Raw genomic sequence first — 19151 nt, 5'->3', positions numbered from 1 at the left:
TATCGTCAACTTGACAGAAAGGGGGTGGGGGAATTATCGTCATAGTGACGTTAATTAAGGAGGTCATCATGGGACACATCAGCCGCTACCCCTTCATCGCACACTACCAAGGTGCACCCACCGACCACATCGTTCACCTCAGCAATGGCAAGATCCACCATGAAGGACTGGGGCGTAGCTTCTGGTTCCGTCCCACTACCAGCGCCTTAGCTGAGGTTCCTGCAATTGATCATGAACACTCCGCGCTCTTCCATGCTGTCACCGCAGACCGGCAAGACATCGCGGTACAAGCCGTCGTCACCTACCGCTTTGCCAACCCCGCAATGGTTGCTCAACACTTCGACTTCAACATCTACCCCATTGATAGGGGACAACAACCGCAAGGACCGCGCCAAGTTGCCAAACTCGTCGAACAGCTCGCCCAATCCATCACCACCCACGTCATTGCAGCCCTGCCACTCAGTGACGCCCTCCACAGCGGTATCACCCACGTTCACAACGCCCTCGTTGAACAACTCTCCCAACAAACACGGCTCAGCGATACCGGTATCAACGTCTACGACGTCCGCGTCCTCTCCCTGCGCCCCACCCCGGAGGTAGAAAAAGCCCTCCAAACACCCCTGCGAGAACGCCTCCAAGCTGAAGCCGACCGGGCCCTTTACACTCGCCGCGCTCAAGCTGTCGAACAGGAACAACGCATCTCTGAAAACGAAGCTGCCGCCAAGCTTGAACTTGCACGCCGACACAAAGAAATCATCGCCCAGGAAGCCGCCAACGAGCGCCTCCAAGCTGAAGAAAAGGCTGCAGCCTCACTCATTGCTGCGCGAGGCAATGCCGAGGCTACTGAAGTCACCGAGAACGCTCGAGCGGCCGCAATGCGACTCATCGGTCAAGCAGAAGCAGATAACGAGCGTGAACGCCTCGCGGCATACACGACGGTTTCACCAGAGATCCTCCACGCTCTTGCTCTGCGTGAACTCGCCACTCATTTGCCGGCAATCGGTCAACTTAATCTCACCCCAGATATGCTCAGCAGCGCCCTTGGTAACTTCGTCGCCACCTCGAAGGAATAGCCACATGAGTATCCTGCGCCCGCGCCTCGTCCTCGTCTATCGCAATACCGAACTCACCGAACTTCTTGCCCGTCACTCTACGCGAGGCCAAGCAGAGTTCTTCCTGCGCTCGCGCGGGCGCTCTCTCGAAGATGTGGACAGAGCACACGCCAGCACCGAGGCCGCACTTGCCACCATACGAGCAGCGGTCCCTGCGGAATGGAACGTGGCCGAAGTAGAACGCGCTGACCTGTCACGCTTCCTATTTCTTGAGAACGACATTATTGCGGTTGTCGGTTCCGACGGACTCGTCGCCAATGTCGCCAAATACCTTAGCGGCCAACCCGTTTTTGGGATCAATGCGATGCCAGAAATCAATGCCGGGGTGCTTGTGCCACTCTCCGTTGACACAGGTGCCCGACTGCTCAGCAGACATGCTGCGGGTCAGGCTGCTCAGGCGACAGGCCTGACAATGGTGCAGTGCGAGCTTGACGATGGTCAGCGTCTGAACGCGCTCAACGACATTTTCATAGGGCACTCCTCGCATCAATCTGCGCGCTATCTCCTGCACGTTGACGGGCAAGAGGAACGCCAATCCTCCTCAGGAATCATTGCCAGCACAGGGGCGGGAGCAACAGGGTGGGCGGCCTCCCTGGCCCCTGCCTATGGGCATCCAGTGCTCCCAGCCCAAACAGATCGCGCCGTCGCCTGGTTTGTACGAGAAGCCTGGCCATCACCAGCAACCGGCACAACACTGGTTAACGGCATGATTGGTGATGGGCAAAGTCTTTCTCTCACTGTCCAATCTGAACGTCTCGTAGCCTTTGGAGACGGACTTGAAGAGGACTGCCTCGTTGCTCAGTGGGGGCAAACGCTTGCGGTAAGCGTGTCAGGAGAACGCCTCCACCTCGTTCAGCCCGACATCTGACAAGAAGTATTTCAGCGATCATCTGAGTGGTCCTGCCGATGAGCATGCCACCGGCAGGACCACAAGAGAGCGCTCATCACCGAGAGCGTTCGCCCTTAACGAGTGCTACGAAACGGTCGACATACGCTTGGACGAAAGCGCGCGTGTCATCTGATGCCCACCTTCCGTCCTCGCCCAGCAAAGAAGGGGACTGCCCAAGGAACACTTCGGGCTGACCGGGCATTGGCATGTCGAAGTATGACAAAGCCAACCGGAGATTCTTCTGCGAGGAATATCCGCCCATGCGACCCACTGAATGGCTGATAATTCCGGCAGGCTTACCTTTCCAGGCCACATCATGGTTGGGCTTGGAGCATATATCTACCGCGTTCTTCAGGCACGCAGGAATAGTGCGGTTGTTCTCTGGGGTGACGAAGAAAACCCCATCAGAGGCAGAAATCGCCTGACGGAAGGCGATATATGACTCAGGAAGGTGTATGTCCTCAACGCCTGGATCGTCATAATCAAAGTTGTAGAGAGGAAGATCGCCGATCTCAACAATGCGAACATTCCAGCCGTCTGGAAACATCGTCAGTAGATTCATTGCGATCTTTCGCGCATATGAGCCTCGGCGTAAGCTGCCCACTAGCACAGAAATAGTCGTCATCACGGGATCCTTGTCGTTCATAGAACTAATGACATCGATATTTGAGCAGCCTCACCATTGTAGGCTCCGGAGCGAGGCTATTCATAGCCTCGCTCCCCTCACACATACTTCCGTGCGAAGACTGCCCTATGCGGACACCTAGAAATTCCAGTCTTCGTCCTCGGTCGCCACCGCAGTGCCGATAATGTAGGACGATCCTGATCCAGAGAAGAAATCATGATTTTCCTCTGCGCCCGGTGCCAAAGCAGCCAAGATCTCAGGATTCACTTCGGTCTCTTCCGGGCTGAAGCGTGCAGCGTACCCAAGGTTCATCAACGCTTTGTTCGCGTTGTATCGAACGAACACAGCAACGTCGTCCATCAGCCCCAAAGGTTCATAGAGTTCACCGGAGTAACGTAACTCCAGAGCGTAGAGTTCCTCCAGAAGGCCGTAGGTGAAATCATGCATCTCTTGGCGTTCTTCGGGGGAGCACTTTTCTAAACCACGTTGATACTTGTACCCCGAGTAATAGCCATGAACGGCCTTATCACGCAGAATCAAACGGATCATGTCTGCGGTATTCGTCAATGTTGCATGTACCGAGAAATGCAATGGCAAGTAGAACCCTGCGTACAACAAAAGCGAGGACAACAGGGTTGAAGCCACTTTGCGCTTGAGGGGATTGTCACCGTAGTAGTAGCCCAGCACCGTCTTAGCGCGTTGTTGGAGCAGATCATTGTCAACCGCCCAACGGTACGCCTCATCAATCTCATCAGTGTTACTTAGGGTTGAAAACACCGATGAGTAAGAACGAGCGTGCACCGACTGCATGAAGGCAATGTTGGTATACACCGCTTCCTCATGTTCGGTTTGGGCGTCTTGAATCTGGCTAATCTCGCCAACTGTTGCCTGGACGGTATCGAGCATCGTCAGGCCAGTGAACACCCTCATCGTCAGGGTGCGCTCCTCGGGCCTCATCCGATTCCATGCAGGTAAATCATTCGACAGCGGAACCTTCTCGGGAAGCCAAAAGTTCGCTGTCAGACGATTCCAGACTTCCAAGTCCTTATCATCACTGATGCGATTCCAGTTAATCGGACGCAGACGTGCCGTCGGGTCGTGGCGGAAGAAGGGCGGGGTAACAGAAAACTCGCTGATGGGGTTGTTAGGCAAGACAGGGTACATGATGTGTCCTTCGGTGGGGGATGTGTAAAACGCGAGGTAAGGGTGCCTTAGAGTTCGCATGATGCGCAGCCTTCAACTTCGGTTCCCTCAAGTGCAGGTTGACGAAGTCGGATGTAGTACAGGGTCTTGATCCCTGCTCTCCAGGCATAGATTTGTGCTTTGTTGATATCTCGCGTAGTTGCCGTATCACGGAAGAAAAGAGTCAAAGATAAGCCTTGATCGACGTGCTGAGTCGCCGCCGCATAGGTATCGATAATCTTCTCGTATCCGATCTCGTAGGAGTCAGCGAAGAACTCACGATTCTCATCGGTGAGATGGGGCGCTGGATAGTACACGCGGCCGAGCTTGCCTTCCTTGCGGATCTCAATTTTCGCAGCAATCGGATGAATTGAAGCGGTGGAATGGTTGATGTACGAAATGGAACCGGTGGGAGGAATCGCTTGTAGATAGGCGTTGTAAATGCCGTGTGTCATCACTGCATCGCGTAACGTCACCCAATCAGCACGAGTGGGAATCGCGACTCCGGCCTCGTCAAAAAGTTCCCGTACCCGAGCGGTTGCAGGCCCCCACTCCTTTTCGGTGTATTTGTCGAAGAAAGAGCCGTCGGCATAGGAGGAGTCCTCAAAACCTTCAAAACGGCTGCCGTGCTCGCGAGCAAGTGTCATGGATGCTCGAATCGCATGGTAGGTAACGGTAAGGAAATAGATGTCAGTGAAGTCAATACCTTCAGGGCTACCGTAGTGGATACGCTGGGACGCAAGATATCCATGGAGGTTCATCTGCCCTAAACCGATGGCATGAGAAGCAGCGTTACCGCTCGCAACGGAAGGGACAACCTCAACGTCCGTTTGTTCGGAAACGCTGGTGAGAGCGCGCACTGCTATCTCAACGCTTTGAGCAAGATCGGGGCTGGACATCGCATGGGCAATATTCATCGAACCGAGGTTGCAGGAAATATCGTGGCCGACAGTCTCGTAGGCTCCAGAGGGGCGGTAGGTTGATGGCGAGTTGACCTGCAAGATCTCACTGCACAGGTTAGACATATTGATCCAGCCGCTCAGTGGATTTGCTCGATTTACTGTGTCTTCAAAGAGAATGTAGGGATAACCCGACTCAAATTGCAATTCAGCGAGGGTCGTGAAGAACTTTCGGGCACTGATCGTGCTCTTTCGGATACGGGGATTGGCCACAAGGTCCTCATAGTGGCTGCTCACCGAAAGATCCCCCAGAGGGATACCATATTCGCGCTCAACATCGTAGGGGCTAAATAGGTGCATCTCCTTGTTGTCGCGAGCAAGCTCGAAGGTGATGTCGGGGATGACCACTCCTAGTGAGAGGGTCTTGATTCGGATTTTCTCATCAGCGTTTTCACGTTTGGTATCAAGGAAACGCAAAATATCGGGGTGGTGGGCGTGAAGGTACACCGCACCTGCGCCTTGGCGGGCACCCAGTTGGTTGGCGTAGCTGAAGGAATCTTCCAAAATCTTCATCACGGGCACCACGCCGGAGGCTTGGTTTTCAATCTTCTTGATCGGTGCCCCTTGTTCGCGCAAGTTGGTCAAGAGGAGTGCCACTCCACCTCCGCGTTTTGACAGTTGCAGGGAGGAGTTAATTGCGCGCCCGATGGATTCCATCGTGTCTTCGATGCGTAGGAGGAAGCATGAGACGAGTTCACCTCGTTGCGCCTTGCCAGCATTAAGGAAGGTTGGGGTGGCGGGTTGGAAGCGACCGCTCATTATTTCGTCAACGAGATCCTCGGCGAAAGCCTCGTTGCCGCGCGCCAGGAAGAGGGCGCAGGCGACGACGCGCTCCTCGTAGTTCTCCAGGTAGGTGCTTCCATCGAAGGATTTGAGGGCGTAGGAGGTGTAGAACTTGAAGGCCCCGAGGAAGGAGGAAAAGGAATGATGAAAGTCCTGAGCGCGTTGGTGGATGCGCACGAGGAAATCCTCAGAGTATGCGCGCAGGTAGGTTGATTCGTAGTAGTCGTTGCTGATGAGCCATTCGATGCGTTGTGGAATCGACTCAAACTTCATGGAATGAGGAAGGACGTGCTGGGTGATGTAGGCATCAACGGCTTGGCGGTCCTTCTCAAGCTGGATCGAGCCATCCGGGGTGAGAAGATTGAGCTGAGCGTTGAGAGCGTGGTATTCCTTGCGTTCTCCAATGCCGCCTTCGGGGGGTGTGCTCATAGGGGGTTCCTTTCGGGACTGGTGGCCTGCGATTCCCAGAAACGGGTGAGGCCATTTTTTACTTTCTCGACGTCGCGTTGCGTGCCCAAAAGCTCGAAGCGATAGAGTTCTGGGACATGACACTTGGAAGCGATCATGGGGCCAGCGAGGCAGTATGCCTCGCCAAAGTTGGTGTTTCCGCTGGTGATAACCCCGCGTAGAAGAGAGCGGTTCTGGGGGTCGTTGAGAAATAGCGCTACCTGGCGGGGAATAGCGCCTTCTCGCGCGCCGCCGCCATAGGTGGGGACGATGAGGACGTAAGGGGTGGATACCCGAATCATTCCCTCTTTACGAGGGCGAAGGGGAATGCGCAGCGCGGGACGTTCTAAACGTTGGACGAAACGCAGGGTGTTTTCTGATGCGCTGGAGAAGAAGACAAGGTCGGGTGAGTGCTCAGGGTCGAGATCTATGAATGAGATGTCTGTCGGAAACCGTGGGGACGGGGTGGGCATGGGAATCCTTTGGGGCATGGTGTGTGACGTGGAGCAGGCGCTTCCACTACAGGTAGTGGTGATCTGATCTTCAGGGTGCCGTATCTAGTAATACACCTATTCCGCAGCAAAAACTACGACACGCCGTAATGTGAACTACGGCATGGCGAACTTTTGTGGGGAGAGTGTAGCGTGATCTGAGAAAGAGACGCTCACGGCAGGCGATCTGCCAGCGCCTGCTCTCAGGTTGAAGCGCTCACCCAAATAGCGTCAGTGGCAGTTGTCCCCAGGGAAAGAATCATCCCCGACCCCTCGATCATCACATCGCACGCCTGCGAAAAAGGAGGGCTCGGTTGCTTCTCAATCACCACGCCGTACAGCAAGCCCCGATCCGCGAAGAACTGGAGAAGAGCCGGATCGTTGTCGCTGATCCGTTCGACGCGCGCTCGCGTACCAACTGGCAATGAAGACAGGGGCATGGCATGAGGGATTGAGATAGTGCCATCGGAGCGAGGAATGGGATCTCCGTGAGGATCCCTTTCGGGGAATCCCAACAGAGAATCAATTCGCTCAGCCATGAAATCAGATATTGAGTGTTCAAGGTTCTCGGCCTCGTCATGAACCTGATCCCAGGTGTAACCAAGAATCTCGACGAGGAAAGTTTCAATTAAACGGTGGCGGCGCACCACGGCCAAGGCCAATACCTGGCCTTCGGGTGTGAGCTTGACATCCCCGTAAGGAGAGTGCTCCAGCAGCCCTTGAGCGGTGAGTTTGCGAATAGCGTCAGATGCGGTGGATAAACGTACCCCAACGCGCGCAGCAATCGTTGAAGCCGTCACAGGCTTTTCAGACCACTCATTCAAGCTCCACACGGCCTTGAGATAGTTCTGACTACTGTCCGACAGACTCGATAGCGACATGTTGGCATGTTAACAAATCAGAGAGCATTCGCTTGATGCGAACGGTCAGTTGTCAGCAGGCTGGTCGACATCAACAGTCATTAGCTTGCGGCGGCGACGCAAAATCTTCGGACGATTGAAGGAGCGCAGAACCGGTTCGGTGTCGTCTGACATGAGGATTGCCAGAGGGCGGGTTGCCGGAATCTCCTTGAAAATGATCGTCAAGATCGACGTCAAAGGCACAGCAAGAATCGCGCCAGCAATCCCCCAAATTGCCGACCAGAAGGACAAGGCCACGAGGACAACGAAGGGGGAGAGGTTCACCCTGCGTCCCAGCATCTTCGGCTCAAGGACATTGCCGGTAATGAGCTGCACCACCTGCAAAACGACAAAAAGGATAAGCGTTTGCGTCCAGGAACCAAATTGGACCAGGCTCAGCAAGGTGGGAAGCAGGACAGCAATAATCGAACCAATGTAAGGAATGTAGTTCAGCAGACCGATGAGAAGTGCCCAGAATGCTGCGTAATCAAGGCCGAAGGGCAACATGACGATGTACGAGACGATACCAACAATGATGTTGATTAAGGTCTTGGCACCTAGATACTGGCCGACCGACTCGTTGATGGCGGTGATGATGTTCTGAGTGCGTTCAGCCTGCTCAGGGTTGGGGAAGGCATCACGCAACTTAGAGGCAAATCCTGCGCGCTCACCAGCCAGGAAGAAGACGTAAATGAGAATTAGGAAGAACATGCCACCAGCGGATGAAAGCTGAGAAGCAGCTAGAGAAAGCCAAGCCTGAATATCAATACGCTTCACGATTGCCGCACGTGCGGTCTCCCAGTCGGGCAGGCTCTCAACGGGAAGAGCCGATGTCAACTGTCCAAAGAGCTTTGTCAGATTCTCTTGATAGAGGGGCGCCTGGTAGACAAGCTGTTGAACGGTACTGGAGATCAGAGTCGCCAAGCCCGCAATCAGGGCAATGAAAACGAGGTAGAGAGAAATCTTGCGCAGCCAGGCTGGTAGGTGCCGAAGAACTGGTACGCGCGCCAAGAACTTATCGAATGCCGCCACGATGTAGACGAAAATAAGCGCCAGAATGATAGGCAGCAGTAGGGACTGGCCAATAATGAGCAGCCATCCGATGAGTACAGTGAAGATCGTCGCATAAGTAATGTTCTGCAGCGTCCGACCTTGAGGTTTCTCAGGGGTCACAGGGGGCCTTTCTTTCCTAAATAACGGAGTTCAGCCTAGCGGTAGATATCGCGGAGCGCGCGCGATCATGCGAATATGGAACAATGACTGAACTTGTTGAGGGGCAAAAGGCCCCAGATTTCACTCTTGAATCCACAGCGGGTCCCATCACCCTTTCCGCCCTTCTTGAACAGGCTGATAAGGGGGTCATCGTCTACTTCTATCCCAAGGCTTCGACCCCTGGTTGCACGACTCAGGCCTGCGACTTCCGCGATAACCTCAACTCCTTGCTGGGTGCTGGGTACACAGTCGTTGGTGTTTCTGCTGATTCGATGGAAGCGCTTGAACGTTTCGCTCAGAAGCAGTCATTGAACTTCCCTCTTGCCACTGACCCCTCGAAAGAGATGCTCACCGCATGGGGAGTGTGGGGCGAGAAGAAGAACTACGGAAAAATCTTCCAAGGGATTAAGCGCTCCACCATTGTCATTGGGAAAGATGGAGTGATCGTCCTCGCTAAGTACAACGTCAAGGCCACCGGACACGTCGCTCGTTTGCGCAAGGAACTCGGCATCGATCAGTGATAGGCGAGTAACTGTCAACTAGCAGACGTTACGCGTGAATTGTTCCTACCAGCGGCGCCCTCGTCTGTCCCTATCAAAGCGATGGACGAGGCCGACGCCGTGGGCTGAACGGTGCGGAGATGTGAAGTGGCGTGGATAGTACTCATTGGTTCAGGTCTGTTTGAAGCCGTCTGGGCAACAGCATTGAGTAAAAGCGAAGGCTTCACTCGCCTGTGGCCATCAGTGATCTTCCTCGTGGGCCTGTTTATATCAATGGCTGGTTTGGCGTGGGCTTTGCGTGAGATTCCTGTTGGCACCGGGTATGCGGTGTGGGTGGGAGTCGGCGCGGGAGCAACAGTCATGTGGGCGATGCTGACTGGAGCAGAAGCAGTCTCTGTCGTTCGCGTGGCGCTTTTATTGGGTCTCATTGGCTGTATTGCTGGATTAAAACTTGTAGGGGAGTAACGAGATGCTCGGATGGTCAAAGAAAAAAGAGATTGCCCCTGTGACGGATGGGGTGAGTAGCCTCATTCCGGGCGCGAAAACCTTCACCCCTGAAATGGCGTCATTCGTCGATGGTGAAACTGAAGAGTTTGCCTCCTCGGTGCTGCGCCGTGCCGCTTCCCTGCCTTTTGTGAAGGTTGACCGTGATTCCTTCCTGCGTAAGGAAATTGGTCGCTACTATCCCAAGGCTGATAGTGAGAAAGCTGTTGCCCTCTCACCACTGGCAGCAGGGCTCAGTATGGCTCAGATTGACCGCATTGCCGCCAAAGTTATCAACGCTGAGGCAAAGCAGACCGCAGGCCTGTCCTTTATTACGGGGCTTCCCGGCGGCATTGGCTTGGCGGTTGCCGTTCCCGCTGATGTCATCCAGTATTTCGGTCACGTCATTCGGGTTGAGCAAAAACTTGCCTACCTTTACGGCTGGCGCTCCCTGCTTAACGAGGACGGCGAGGTGGACGATAACACCATGCATGATCTCCTGATGTTGATGGGAGTTATGCTCGGGGTTGAGGCCGCAGAAAAGGCTGTTACCGCGCTGGCCAGTACTGTCGCGCAGCAGTCCATGGCGAAGGCTGCGAAACGTAAAGCATTGTTGGCAACCGCGGAATCTCCAGTACGTCGGCTGATCTTGCGAGTTCTGGGGATTAAACTCACCGAGGAGGCAACCTCGAAGGCCGTGGGGAAGATGCTGCCTGTCGTGGGTGGTGTTATTTCAGGCGGTCTGACCTATGCGACCTTCAAGCCCTCCGCAAAGCGACTGCAGGCGTATCTGCGTACCCTGCCTCCTGCGACAGGAGCTGGGGTTGTTGAAGGCCAGGTCGTGCAAGGACAGGTTGAACACGGCCAGATCGTGCAGGGGCAGGCCCAGTTCGTGCAGGGGCAGGTTAAGCAGAACTAGCGCGGCTTTCCGTGGAGGCCGCGTGGCGCGGCTGTCTCTGGATTTACGTGACACTTGTTGCGTAAGGGAGCATTTGCCTCCTTACGTGACAGGTAGAGGCGTCACAAACAGTCGCACATGCAATGCGCTGCAACAAGTGTCACGCAATCACTGCAGGAGAGAAGGAATTGCAGGCGCATGGCGGGGCAATGCCAGCATAAACCGGCAATACAAAACCCCGAACCGCTACGCGATCCGGGGGACAAGTGCGTCATGAGGGAATCGAACCCCCAACCCGCTGATTAAGAGTCAGCTGCTCTGCCAATTGAGCTAATGACGCGGGATCTGCATGATCCACAACCAATGTTGAGCACCATCCAGATGGTGCGTCATGAGGGAATCGAACCCCCAACCCGCTGATTAAGAGTCAGCTGCTCTGCCAATTGAGCTAATGACGCGGCATCTTTCGACAAGAGAAAACTCTAGCGGGGAAGGCATCCAACTGGCAAATCAATCGGGTGCGGATCGGGCCACATTTTCGGACGGTGTACGCGCCATAAGGCGTCCTATGCTTAGGGTGGGCAGAGGAAACCAGGGGAGGGTGCATGAGTACCGAGGCGAAGAAAGCCCGCACGACGGTCACGGAGGACTACCTGAAGGCCATATGGTCTGCAGAAAGTGTGGGTCGAGGGATTTCCATCAATGAGCTGGCAGCAAAGATGGGGGTCGTTGCTTCAACGGCCTCAGAAAATGTCAGCCGCCTCAAAGAGCAGGGCCTCGTGGAGCACGCGCCCTACCAAAAAGTGCACCTCTCAGTAGAAGGCCGTGCGATTGCCGTGGGCATGGTGCGCCGTCATCGCATCCTTGAGACATACCTTCATGAAGTCCTCGGCTTCGAATGGGATGAGGTCCACATAGAAGCTGAGATCCTCGAGCATGCCATCTCTGACCGTCTGCTTGACCGCCTTGACCAGGCTTTGGGCTACCCAACGCGCGACCCTCATGGCGACCCGATTCCTACAGCAACGGGGGAGTGGGTAGCTCCCATTACCCGTCCCCTCGCTGAACTGTGTGAGGGCGGCGAGGGAGTTGTTGCACGAATCTCCGATCGAAACGCGCAGGTACTGCGCGATCTTGAACGGCAAGGGATTGGGCCTGACGTTCGGATCAGGGTCGATCGCGTTCATGAAGGACGGGGCATGAGCCTGGCCATCCTCAACGATTCGGGCGAACGCCCCATTGTTTTGGGGGTGGAGCATGTGCAATCCGTGCACCTCGTCGACGACGAGGCTGGTGTCTGATCAAGAGCCTGCTCACCTCAGCGTGCTTGCCTGAAAGGGAGCTTGGCGTGCTGTGCCTTTCGCTGGGATGAGGGGCTAGTGCGTGACCGGTGGGCAAATGCTCATATCCTCAGGTACGAACTCGCCGTAGCCAGCGGCCACTAAACCGTCGCGTAGACGCCTCATTGCGTCGTCAAGAGCCTCGTCAGAGGCAGGAGCCGCATTGGCAAGGGCGACGTCAGCCTCGCTAAGTAGGGGAATGACATGCAGGTGCGTGTGTGGGACCTCAAAACCAGCGATGACTAGGCCGGAGCGGGGTACATCGAACACGCCTTCTTGGACGCTCCCGATCATGCGCGCAACCTCGAACAGTCGGGCGGTAATATCTGCGGGAACATCCGTCCACTTTGCCCACGGTTCACGCGGAACAACCAGCACATGTCCCGGTGCTGTGGGAGCAATAGTCGCAAAAGCAACGCAAGAATCCTCAGCCCAGCAGAAGCGTCCGGCCCATTCGCCACTGATGATTTTCTCAAAAACGGTACTCATGACTCCTATTGTGAGCCAGCGAAGGCATCCCGGCTAGTGCGGGTAGCCTCGTCTGCGTGACGCTGCGCCATCGCGCGCATCTCAGGCGCGACGGGAGGGGCTCAAAGTGGGTCAATCTCACCCGGACGTCTCCAAGAAAAGCAGGGCGAATGAGCTACCCTTGAAGGGTTGATTTCACGGAAGAAATGGGAGACACCACGTGAGTGAGGAACAGGCCGTTCAGGCGCCTGCGGCAACTGAACCCACCTACCGCTACACCGCCGAAATGGCCGGTGACATCGAACAGAAGTGGCAGGAACGCTGGGAAGAACTCGGCACCTTCCACGCCGATAACCCCGTTGGAGACCTTGCCGGTCCCCTCGCTGAACGAGCACCCTTCTTCCTGCTGGACATGTTCCCCTATCCCTCGGGTAAGGGCCTGCATGTCGGTCACCCCCTGGGCTATATCGCCACCGACACTGTCGCACGATTCCGCCGCATGAAGGGGGACAATGTCCTCTACACCATGGGCTATGACGCTTTCGGCCTGCCTGCCGAGCAATACGCCGTGCAGACCGGTCAGCACCCACGTATTACCACCGAAGAAAACGTGGCCAATATGCGCCGCCAGCTTTCTCGCATGGGGCTGTCCTATGACTCGCGCCGCAGCTTGTCCACGACCGATGTTGACTATGTGCGCTGGACCCAGTGGATCTTCCTCCAGATTTTCAACTCCTGGTTTGATCCTGAAGCCACCGCCCCCGATGGGTCGATCGGCGCAGCCCGCCCCATTGAGGAGCTGCGCGCCAAGCTTGCCTCTGGCGAGGTCGCAGTCCCTGACGGTCGCAACTGGACCGACCTGAGCGCCGTGGAACAGGCGAAGGTCGTTGATTCCTTCCGCCTAGCCTTCATCTCTGAGGCCCCTGTGAACTGGTGCCCCGGCCTGGGCACTGTTCTGGCTAATGAAGAAGTCACCGTTGATGGCCGCTCTGAACGTGGTAATTACCCCGTCTTTAAGCGCAATCTGCGCCAGTGGATGATGCGTATCACCGCCTACGGCAAGCGCCTCACTGATGACCTTGACGGCATTGACTGGCCCGAGAAGGTACGCACCATGCAGCGCAACTGGATTGGGCGTTCTGAGGGTGCCGACGTTGACTTCCGTATTGACGGTGAAGGTGTGAATGGCTCCGAGGTGACCGTCTACACCACTCGTCCCGATACTCTCTTTGGCGCGTCCTTTGTTGTGTGGTCTCCTGAGCATCCCCTGTTGGAAGGTACGACCGCTGGAGCGCCTGATGATGCTGATGCCCTAGAGGTTCCTGCGCAGTGGCCAGAGGGCACTCGCGAGGAATGGACCAATGGTTTTGCCACCCCCGCGCAGGCCGTTGCCGCATACCGTGCGCAAGCTGCAGCAAAAACCCCGCAGGAACGCGCTGAAGATGCTGGCGAAAAGACCGGCGTTTTTACGGGCCTGTGGGCAACTAACCCGGTGAATGGTAAGCAGATCCCGGTCTTTATTGCCGACTATGTGCTCATGGACTACGGCACCGGCGCCATTATGGCTGTGCCTGCCCACGACGATCGCGACTGGGCGTTTGCGACGAAGTACAACCTTGACATTATTCGCACCATTGGCCCGGCCGATGACCCCTACGGTCATGACCTGACCGAGAGCGCCTACACGGGCGATGGCATCGCCGTTGACTCCGCCAATGACGAAATCTCCCTCAATGGCCTGTCCAAGGATGAGGCTAAAGCCGCCATGATCGAATGGCTCGTCACCAAGGGCGAGGGCGAAGGCGCGGTCACCTACCGCCTGCGCGACTGGCTTTTCTCTCGCCAGCGTTACTGGGGAGAACCCTTCCCGATCGTCTGGGATGAGGATGGCCTGCCTCACGGCGTGCCCGAGGACATGCTGCCCGTTGAACTGCCCGAGATCAGCGACTACTCGCCTCGTACCTTCGACCCCGATGATGCGAACTCTGAGCCTGAAGCGCCGCTGGGCCGCGCTCAAGAATGGGTCAATGTTGAGCTTGATCTGGGGGATGGCCCCAAGATGTACCGCCGCGAAACGAACACCATGCCTCAGTGGGCAGGCTCGTGCTGGTACGAAATGCGTTACACCGATCCTCACAACGACGAGGCCCTCTCCGCACTGGAGAACCTCACCTACTGGATGGGGCCGCGCGAGGGCAAGCCCATGGGAGGCACTGACCTCTACATCGGCGGCGTTGAGCACGCCGTTCTGCACCTGCTCTACGCGCGCTTCTGGCAAAAAGTCCTCTTTGACCTCGGGCATGTGCCCGACGCTGAGCCTTACCACCGCCTCTTCAACCAGGGCTACGTCCAGGCATACGCCTACAAGGATGCACGCGGCCAGTACGTGCCCGCCGACGAGGTGGAAGGCGACGCTGAAACAGGCTTTACCTGGCAGGGTGAGCCCGTCACACAGGAATACGGCAAGATGGGCAAGTCGCTCAAGAACATCGTCACCCCCGACGAGATGTATGACGCCTACGGCGCTGACGTCTTCCGCGTCTACGAGATGAGCATGGGCCCGCTGGACCTGTCTCGCCCGTGGGATACCCGCGCTGTCGTTGGCTCGCAACGTTTCTTGCAGCGTCTGTGGCGCAATGTCATCGATGAGACCACTGGCGAGGTCACGATTGTTGATGAGCCTGCCGATCTGGAAACGAAGCGTCTCGTGGCTCGCACGATTGCTGATGCCACCGTCGAGTTTGAGAACCTGCGTATCAACACCGGCATCGCTAAGCTCATCGTCCTGAACAACCATCTGACCGGTTTGCCCGCGGTGCCGCGTGAAGCCATTGAGCCTCTGGTTCTTATGGTTTCCCCGGTGGCTCCCCACATTGCTGAGGAGCTCTGGGAGCGCTTGGGCCATGGTGAGTCTCTGGCGCGTGTGCCTTTCCCTGTGGTGGAGGATGAATCCTTGCTGGTGGAGGATTCTGTCACTTGCGTCATCCAGGTCAACGGCAAGGTGCGTGCCCGCCTGGAGGTTTCGCCCTCGATTAGCGAGGACGACCTGCGTGCTGCCGCCCTTGAGTGCGAGCCTATCGCCCGTGCCCTGGATGGGGCTGAGCCGCTGAAGGTGATCGTTCGCGCGCCAAACCTCGTGAATGTCGTGTTGCCACGTCAATGAGGTGTCACTCGGGCGTCTAGCCCGCTTAGTGTGAATGATGGTGTTGGTAGGGGCGTTGCTCCTACCAACACCATTGTCATTGCCGATGTCTGACCTGGGATAAACCCTTGTGATGAAAGAAGAAGTCCATGCCTGAAGGTGATGCCGTACGCCGCCTTGCCACAACGCTCACAGACGTTTTTGGCGGGCAGAGCTGCCAAATGTCCTCCCCACAAGGGCGTTTTGCTTCTTCCGCCGCCCTGCTGGACGGCTGGGTGATGGAGCGTGTGGAGGCCCACGGGAAGCACATGTTCATTGGTTTTGTCCCGCCAGAACTCTCCCAGGGTGGCAGCGCCGACATTGACCACTGGATCCACATTCACTTGGGTTTGTACGGAACATGGCGCTTCAGCGGCGATGAGACGCTACGCGATCATGGGCACGGCGTGGTTGAGCGTCTCGCTCCTGAACCCGAACGCCCCGGCCCAGAAGGGGCGCATAAGGCAGAGCGTTGGAATCCTGGTGGACATCACGAGGGCGGCGCATGGAACCCTCCAGAGCCCATCGGTCAGGTTCGTCTGCGCATCCTCACCCCTTACGCGGTGGGGGACCTGTCAGGTCCGAATCGCTGCGAGGTGATTAGTGACGTTGAACGCCAGGTGGCATTGGCAAAGCTTGGCCCAGATCCCTTGATTCCTGGTGCCCGCGATGACCAGGAGGCCACGGAACAATTTGTGCAGGCTGTGCGCTCACGCAAGCGTGCGATTGGTGAGCTCATGATGGACCAGTCGATTGTGGCCGGCGTGGGCAATATTTACCGCGCCGATATTCTTTTCCTCGCGGGTCTTTCTCCGATGCGAACCGGTAATCGGATTGCGGCATCCCGAGTGGCCGATCTGTGGCGGCTGACCTGCGACATTATGAATCGTGGGCTTGCTGCGGGACGCCTTGACACAATGGACCCGCAAGAGGCTCCCGCAGAGGAGATCCCGGGGGACGCAGAAGCCTCGCGCTGGTATGTCTATCACCGAACGGGACGTCCCTGCCTGCGCTGTGGGACGCCTGTGGCGGAAAAGCCCATGCAGGGGCGTCGCCTGTTCTGGTGCCCCAGTTGCCAACGCTAAAGGCTCCTTATCGAGTGAGGGCGCGTCTGCGGCAACCTCGTCGATTGGGGTAAGGCTTCTATGCTGGAACTTCGGTGAACCCAAGAAGCTCGTAGAGTTTAGCGGCTGCGCCGTGACGCGGGCCGACCCTGAGGGTAAGAGATCCCCAGCCCCATTCGGTGGCTCGCCGTGCGAGTTCAGCAACCAGGCCGGTGGCAATGCCGCGGCGTCGGTATTCGGGGTCCACCATGAGATCAATAACGCAGGGGCCGGTGGGGAAATCATCCCAGGGGGACTGGGCAACGCAGAGGATAGCGCCGACCAGCAGCCCATCATCCCAGGCACCAATGAAGGAGTGATCGAGGGGCTCACCGAAGGCTCCTTCAAAGCACATGCGCATTTCCTCGGCGGATTCCCACAGGTTCTCGGCGGTGGGGGGTTCGTCGTAGGCGACGACGTGCAGCGCTGCGAGTGCGGGGATGTCGTAGCGCGTGAGAGAGGCGACCTCGAGGCCTTCAAGACGCTCGACATCTGCCAATACATCCAGATCTGCTCGTAAGGTACGTTCGCTCATACACCCAGTGTAGGTGAGCTGTACCACAAATGGTAGGGAAGTGGGCATGTGGCGCAGAGTCCACCACACTCAACTGGCCACGGGTAGCTATGCGAGGCAGACGACGTGTGGGGCGAGATCAGATGAAAAGCGAGGGATCGCCAGCTTCAGCCATTTGTTGGGCCTGCTTAGCAAGGAGCTCAGCTGCAATATGGCCAGCTTTTTCCTCGAAACCGTCCTCATGGCAGTTGGGATCAACAATCAGATCCTCATCGGACTCGTCATGCACCTTGGGTGGGCGAATAGAAGCCGGAATGCCAATCGCTACCGAACCGCACGGCACATCCTTCGTCACCACCGCGTTCGCACCGATCTTGACGTCATTACCAATCTCAATGGGGCCAAGAACCTTCGCGCCGGCACCGATCATCACATGATTACCCACTGTGGGGTGACGCTTACCGGGGTTCATCGACACGCCACCCAAGGTCACGCCATGGAAAATAACCACGTCCTCACCGACCTCAGCGGTTTCACCGATCACCACGCCGGTGGCATGGTCAATAAAGACTCGGCGGCCAATGGTGGCGCCAGGGTGAATATCAACGCCTGTGAAGGTGCGAGCAAAGGAGGACACCATGCGGGCAATTGTCGACCAGCGGTGTTTCCACAATCCATGTGCCAGGCGGTGTGCCCAGATCGCATGAACACCCGGGTAGGTCAGGGCTATCTCAATGCGTGAGGTTGCTGCAGGGTCACGGCGGCGCACATTATCGAGGTCCTCGCGCATGAGAGAAAAGAAGCCGGGGTGCCCTGCTGAACCCTGCTGGCCTGAACCCTGCTGGGTTGAACTTTGCTGGCCTGAACTCTGCTGGGCTGAACTCATGAGGACCTCACTTGGTGGACACAACTGGCATATACACTAACAGCCTGAACGTAGGGGCGGCGGGGCCCATGCGAAAAAGTCAGTCGCAATTCCTAGCCCCGCCGCCTTCTCAAAGCATTCAGTCGCGCAGATCCTCGAACAGGGGGGTGGAAAGGTAACGTTCGCCGGTGTCAGGCAAGACGACAACAATGGTCTTGCCAGCATTTTCGGGACGTGCCGATACCTCTGCGGCGATGGCGAGCGCAGCACCAGAGGAAATACCTACCAGGAGGCCTTCCTCAGCGGCAGCCCGGCGAGCGTAGGCCATGGCGGTTGCTGTGTTCACGTTGAGTACTTCGTCAACAACAGAGGCATCGTAGGTCTGGGCAACGAAGTTCGGACCCATGCCTTGGATGCCGTGAGGCGCGGGCGAGCCCCCAGTTAGGAGGGGAGATTCTTCAGGCTGGGCGGCGATAATCTGAACGCCGGGCACGCGCTCTTTCAGGATCGCCCCCACGCCAGAGACGGTTCCACCCGTGCCAACACCGGCAATGAAGATATCCACCTTACCGTCTGTATCTGCCAGGATTTCTTCGGCGGTGGTGCGGCGGTGCACAGCCGGGTTCGCGGGGTTGGTGAATTGAGAGGCGATGATGGAACCGGGGCGTTCATCACGGATTTCTTCCGCCTTCGCCACCGATCCTTTGATGCCGTCTTTAGGGTCGGTGAGGATAAGTTCGGCACCAAAAGCACGCATGAGAATGCGACGCTCAACAGACATGGACGAGGGCATGGTGATCACCACCTTGTAGCCACGAGCAGCGCCGACCATTGCTAAGGCTACGCCGGTATTGCCCGAGGTTGCTTCGATGATGGTGCCGCCGGGTGTTAACTGGCCGGACGCTTCGGCTGCATCAATGATGGAGGCGGCGATGCGGTCCTTGACGGAGGATGCAGGGTTGAAAGCCTCGATTTTGGCCAGGACGGTTGCCTCCGGCGAGACCAGGCGGTTGAGGCGGACTAGGGGAGTGCGTCCAATGAGTTCAGTGACGTTGTTTGCAACGGTAGCCATGGGGATTCCTTATAAAAGCAGTGTGAGAAAAATGAAGGCCTCAGTGGAGGCAAAAGTTTGCGCAAAGTGACATGGGCGGATAGAGCACAGGGGCGCAGAAAACTACCCGCCCTAGAGACAGTCAGCGT

The 19151-nt window shown here is 56.9% G+C and carries 18 protein-coding genes and 2 tRNA genes; 8 read left to right on the top strand and 12 right to left on the bottom strand.

Going from position 1 to position 19151, the window contains the following annotated elements; genetic code table 11:
- Positions 1-68 precede the first annotated feature (68 nt).
- Both EII11_RS08250 and EII11_RS08245 read left to right on the top strand, forming a co-directional pair.
- The gene (locus EII11_RS08250; RefSeq protein WP_124871372.1) at positions 69-1073 is read left to right on the top strand and encodes an SPFH domain-containing protein; all 1005 of its coding nucleotides are present in this window, start codon (positions 69-71) and stop codon (positions 1071-1073) included.
- A 4-nt stretch (positions 1074-1077) separates the two neighbouring features.
- A complete protein-coding gene (locus EII11_RS08245) occupies positions 1078-1980 on the top strand; it encodes a diacylglycerol kinase catalytic domain-containing protein (RefSeq protein ID WP_338068046.1) in 903 nt (300 codons plus the stop codon).
- Positions 1981-2056: 76 nt separating this feature from the next.
- Here EII11_RS08245 and EII11_RS08240 read toward each other — a convergent pair whose 3' ends face one another.
- From EII11_RS08240 to EII11_RS08215, 6 genes are all read right to left on the bottom strand, one after another.
- Entirely contained in the window at positions 2057-2626 is a 570-nt protein-coding gene (locus EII11_RS08240; RefSeq protein ID WP_124871369.1) for an NADPH-dependent FMN reductase, read from the bottom strand.
- A gap of 138 nt (positions 2627-2764) precedes the next feature.
- On the bottom strand, positions 2765-3790 hold the full coding sequence (gene nrdF / locus EII11_RS08235; RefSeq protein WP_124871365.1) for a class 1b ribonucleoside-diphosphate reductase subunit beta: 1026 nt from the start codon (positions 3788-3790) through the stop codon (positions 2765-2767).
- Between the two features lie 47 nt (positions 3791-3837).
- The gene (gene nrdE, locus EII11_RS08230) at positions 3838-5979 is read right to left on the bottom strand and encodes a class 1b ribonucleoside-diphosphate reductase subunit alpha (protein WP_124871363.1); all 2142 of its coding nucleotides are present in this window, start codon (positions 5977-5979) and stop codon (positions 3838-3840) included.
- The gene (gene nrdI, locus EII11_RS08225) at positions 5976-6470 is read right to left on the bottom strand and encodes a class Ib ribonucleoside-diphosphate reductase assembly flavoprotein NrdI (protein WP_124871361.1); all 495 of its coding nucleotides are present in this window, start codon (positions 6468-6470) and stop codon (positions 5976-5978) included. Before nrdI ends, nrdE begins: the two co-directional genes overlap by 4 nt.
- 221 nt (positions 6471-6691) lie before the next feature.
- On the bottom strand, positions 6692-7369 hold the full coding sequence (locus EII11_RS08220) for a metal-dependent transcriptional regulator (RefSeq protein WP_124871359.1): 678 nt from the start codon (positions 7367-7369) through the stop codon (positions 6692-6694).
- Between the two features lie 45 nt (positions 7370-7414).
- Positions 7415-8560, bottom strand: a complete 1146-nt coding sequence (locus EII11_RS08215) for an AI-2E family transporter (RefSeq protein WP_124871356.1) — start codon at positions 8558-8560, stop codon at positions 7415-7417.
- Between the two features lie 83 nt (positions 8561-8643).
- On the opposite strand from EII11_RS08215, the gene EII11_RS08210 reads away from it, so the two are divergent.
- The 3 genes from EII11_RS08210 to EII11_RS08200 all read left to right on the top strand — a co-directional run bounded on the left by EII11_RS08210 (position 8644) and on the right by EII11_RS08200 (position 10501).
- On the top strand, positions 8644-9120 hold the full coding sequence (locus EII11_RS08210) for a peroxiredoxin (RefSeq protein ID WP_124871353.1): 477 nt from the start codon (positions 8644-8646) through the stop codon (positions 9118-9120).
- A 126-nt stretch (positions 9121-9246) separates the two neighbouring features.
- Complete coding sequence (locus EII11_RS08205; protein WP_124871351.1) at positions 9247-9564, top strand: DMT family transporter; 318 nt, start codon at positions 9247-9249, stop codon at positions 9562-9564.
- Positions 9565-9568: 4 nt separating this feature from the next.
- Positions 9569-10501 (top strand): hypothetical protein, encoded by a 933-nt coding sequence (locus tag EII11_RS08200; protein ID WP_124871347.1) that lies wholly within the window; start codon positions 9569-9571, stop codon positions 10499-10501.
- Positions 10502-10747: 246 nt separating this feature from the next.
- Here EII11_RS08200 and EII11_RS08195 read toward each other — a convergent pair.
- Together EII11_RS08195 and EII11_RS08190 are read right to left on the bottom strand one after the other, a co-directional pair.
- Positions 10748-10820 (bottom strand) — tRNA-Lys (locus EII11_RS08195).
- Between the two features lie 42 nt (positions 10821-10862).
- A tRNA-Lys gene (locus EII11_RS08190) sits at positions 10863-10938 on the bottom strand.
- A gap of 147 nt (positions 10939-11085) precedes the next feature.
- Here EII11_RS08190 and EII11_RS08185 point away from each other — a divergent pair.
- Positions 11086-11781: a metal-dependent transcriptional regulator gene (locus EII11_RS08185; RefSeq protein ID WP_124871344.1), complete on the top strand. Its 696-nt coding sequence runs from the start codon at positions 11086-11088 to the stop codon at positions 11779-11781.
- A 75-nt stretch (positions 11782-11856) separates the two neighbouring features.
- On the opposite strand, the gene EII11_RS08180 is transcribed toward EII11_RS08185, so the two are convergent.
- Entirely contained in the window at positions 11857-12309 is a 453-nt protein-coding gene (locus tag EII11_RS08180; protein ID WP_124871341.1) for an HIT family protein, read from the bottom strand.
- Between the two features lie 265 nt (positions 12310-12574).
- On the opposite strand from EII11_RS08180, the gene EII11_RS08175 reads away from it, so the two are divergent.
- Both EII11_RS08175 and EII11_RS08170 read left to right on the top strand, forming a co-directional pair.
- Positions 12575-15451, top strand: coding sequence for a leucine--tRNA ligase (locus tag EII11_RS08175; RefSeq protein WP_124871536.1), 2877 nt, complete (start codon positions 12575-12577; stop codon positions 15449-15451).
- A 128-nt stretch (positions 15452-15579) separates the two neighbouring features.
- Positions 15580-16554 (top strand): Fpg/Nei family DNA glycosylase, encoded by a 975-nt coding sequence (locus EII11_RS08170; protein WP_124871339.1) that lies wholly within the window; start codon positions 15580-15582, stop codon positions 16552-16554.
- Positions 16555-16612: 58 nt separating this feature from the next.
- Here EII11_RS08170 and EII11_RS08165 read toward each other — a convergent pair whose 3' ends face one another.
- The 3 genes from EII11_RS08165 to cysK all read right to left on the bottom strand — a co-directional run bounded on the left by EII11_RS08165 (position 16613) and on the right by cysK (position 19023).
- Positions 16613-17107 carry a GNAT family N-acetyltransferase gene (locus EII11_RS08165; protein WP_124871336.1) on the bottom strand — a complete coding sequence of 165 codons (495 nt, stop codon included), beginning with the start codon at positions 17105-17107 and terminating at the stop codon, positions 16613-16615.
- Positions 17108-17225: 118 nt separating this feature from the next.
- Positions 17226-17876, bottom strand: a complete 651-nt coding sequence (gene cysE / locus EII11_RS08160) for a serine O-acetyltransferase (RefSeq protein WP_240623118.1) — start codon at positions 17874-17876, stop codon at positions 17226-17228.
- Between the two features lie 214 nt (positions 17877-18090).
- Entirely contained in the window at positions 18091-19023 is a 933-nt protein-coding gene (gene cysK / locus EII11_RS08155; RefSeq protein WP_124871330.1) for a cysteine synthase A, read from the bottom strand.
- Positions 19024-19151 lie beyond the last annotated feature (128 nt).

Source organism: Schaalia canis (genome assembly GCF_003858455.1).
In the GTDB taxonomy this organism is placed as follows: Bacteria; Actinomycetota; Actinomycetes; order Actinomycetales; family Actinomycetaceae; genus Pauljensenia; species Pauljensenia canis.
This window is presented reverse-complemented; position numbering and strand designations above follow the sequence as displayed.

Bases quoted from the DNA above. Each gene is read 5' to 3' on its own strand.
- nrdI (WP_124871361.1), bottom strand. From the start codon at position 6,470: ATGCCCACCCCGTCCCCACGGTTTCCGACAGACATCTCATTCATAGAT.
- cysE (WP_240623118.1), bottom strand. From the start codon at position 17,876: ATGCGCGAGGACCTCGATAATGTGCGCCGCCGTGACCCTGCAGCAACC.
- nrdE (WP_124871363.1), bottom strand. From the start codon at position 5,979: ATGAGCACACCCCCCGAAGGCGGCATTGGAGAACGCAAGGAATACCAC.
- cysK (WP_124871330.1), bottom strand. From the start codon at position 19,023: ATGGCTACCGTTGCAAACAACGTCACTGAACTCATTGGACGCACTCCC.
- EII11_RS08165 (WP_124871336.1), bottom strand. From the start codon at position 17,107: ATGAGCGAACGTACCTTACGAGCAGATCTGGATGTATTGGCAGATGTC.
- EII11_RS08240 (WP_124871369.1), bottom strand. From the start codon at position 2,626: ATGACGACTATTTCTGTGCTAGTGGGCAGCTTACGCCGAGGCTCATAT.
- nrdF (WP_124871365.1), bottom strand. From the start codon at position 3,790: ATGTACCCTGTCTTGCCTAACAACCCCATCAGCGAGTTTTCTGTTACC.
- EII11_RS08210 (WP_124871353.1), top strand. From the start codon at position 8,644: ATGACTGAACTTGTTGAGGGGCAAAAGGCCCCAGATTTCACTCTTGAA.
- EII11_RS08175 (WP_124871536.1), top strand. From the start codon at position 12,575: ATGGCCGGTGACATCGAACAGAAGTGGCAGGAACGCTGGGAAGAACTC.
- EII11_RS08245 (WP_338068046.1), top strand. From the start codon at position 1,078: ATGAGTATCCTGCGCCCGCGCCTCGTCCTCGTCTATCGCAATACCGAA.
- EII11_RS08185 (WP_124871344.1), top strand. From the start codon at position 11,086: ATGAGTACCGAGGCGAAGAAAGCCCGCACGACGGTCACGGAGGACTAC.
- EII11_RS08220 (WP_124871359.1), bottom strand. From the start codon at position 7,369: ATGTCGCTATCGAGTCTGTCGGACAGTAGTCAGAACTATCTCAAGGCC.
- EII11_RS08180 (WP_124871341.1), bottom strand. From the start codon at position 12,309: ATGAGTACCGTTTTTGAGAAAATCATCAGTGGCGAATGGGCCGGACGC.
- EII11_RS08250 (WP_124871372.1), top strand. From the start codon at position 69: ATGGGACACATCAGCCGCTACCCCTTCATCGCACACTACCAAGGTGCA.
- EII11_RS08170 (WP_124871339.1), top strand. From the start codon at position 15,580: ATGCCTGAAGGTGATGCCGTACGCCGCCTTGCCACAACGCTCACAGAC.
- EII11_RS08200 (WP_124871347.1), top strand. From the start codon at position 9,569: ATGCTCGGATGGTCAAAGAAAAAAGAGATTGCCCCTGTGACGGATGGG.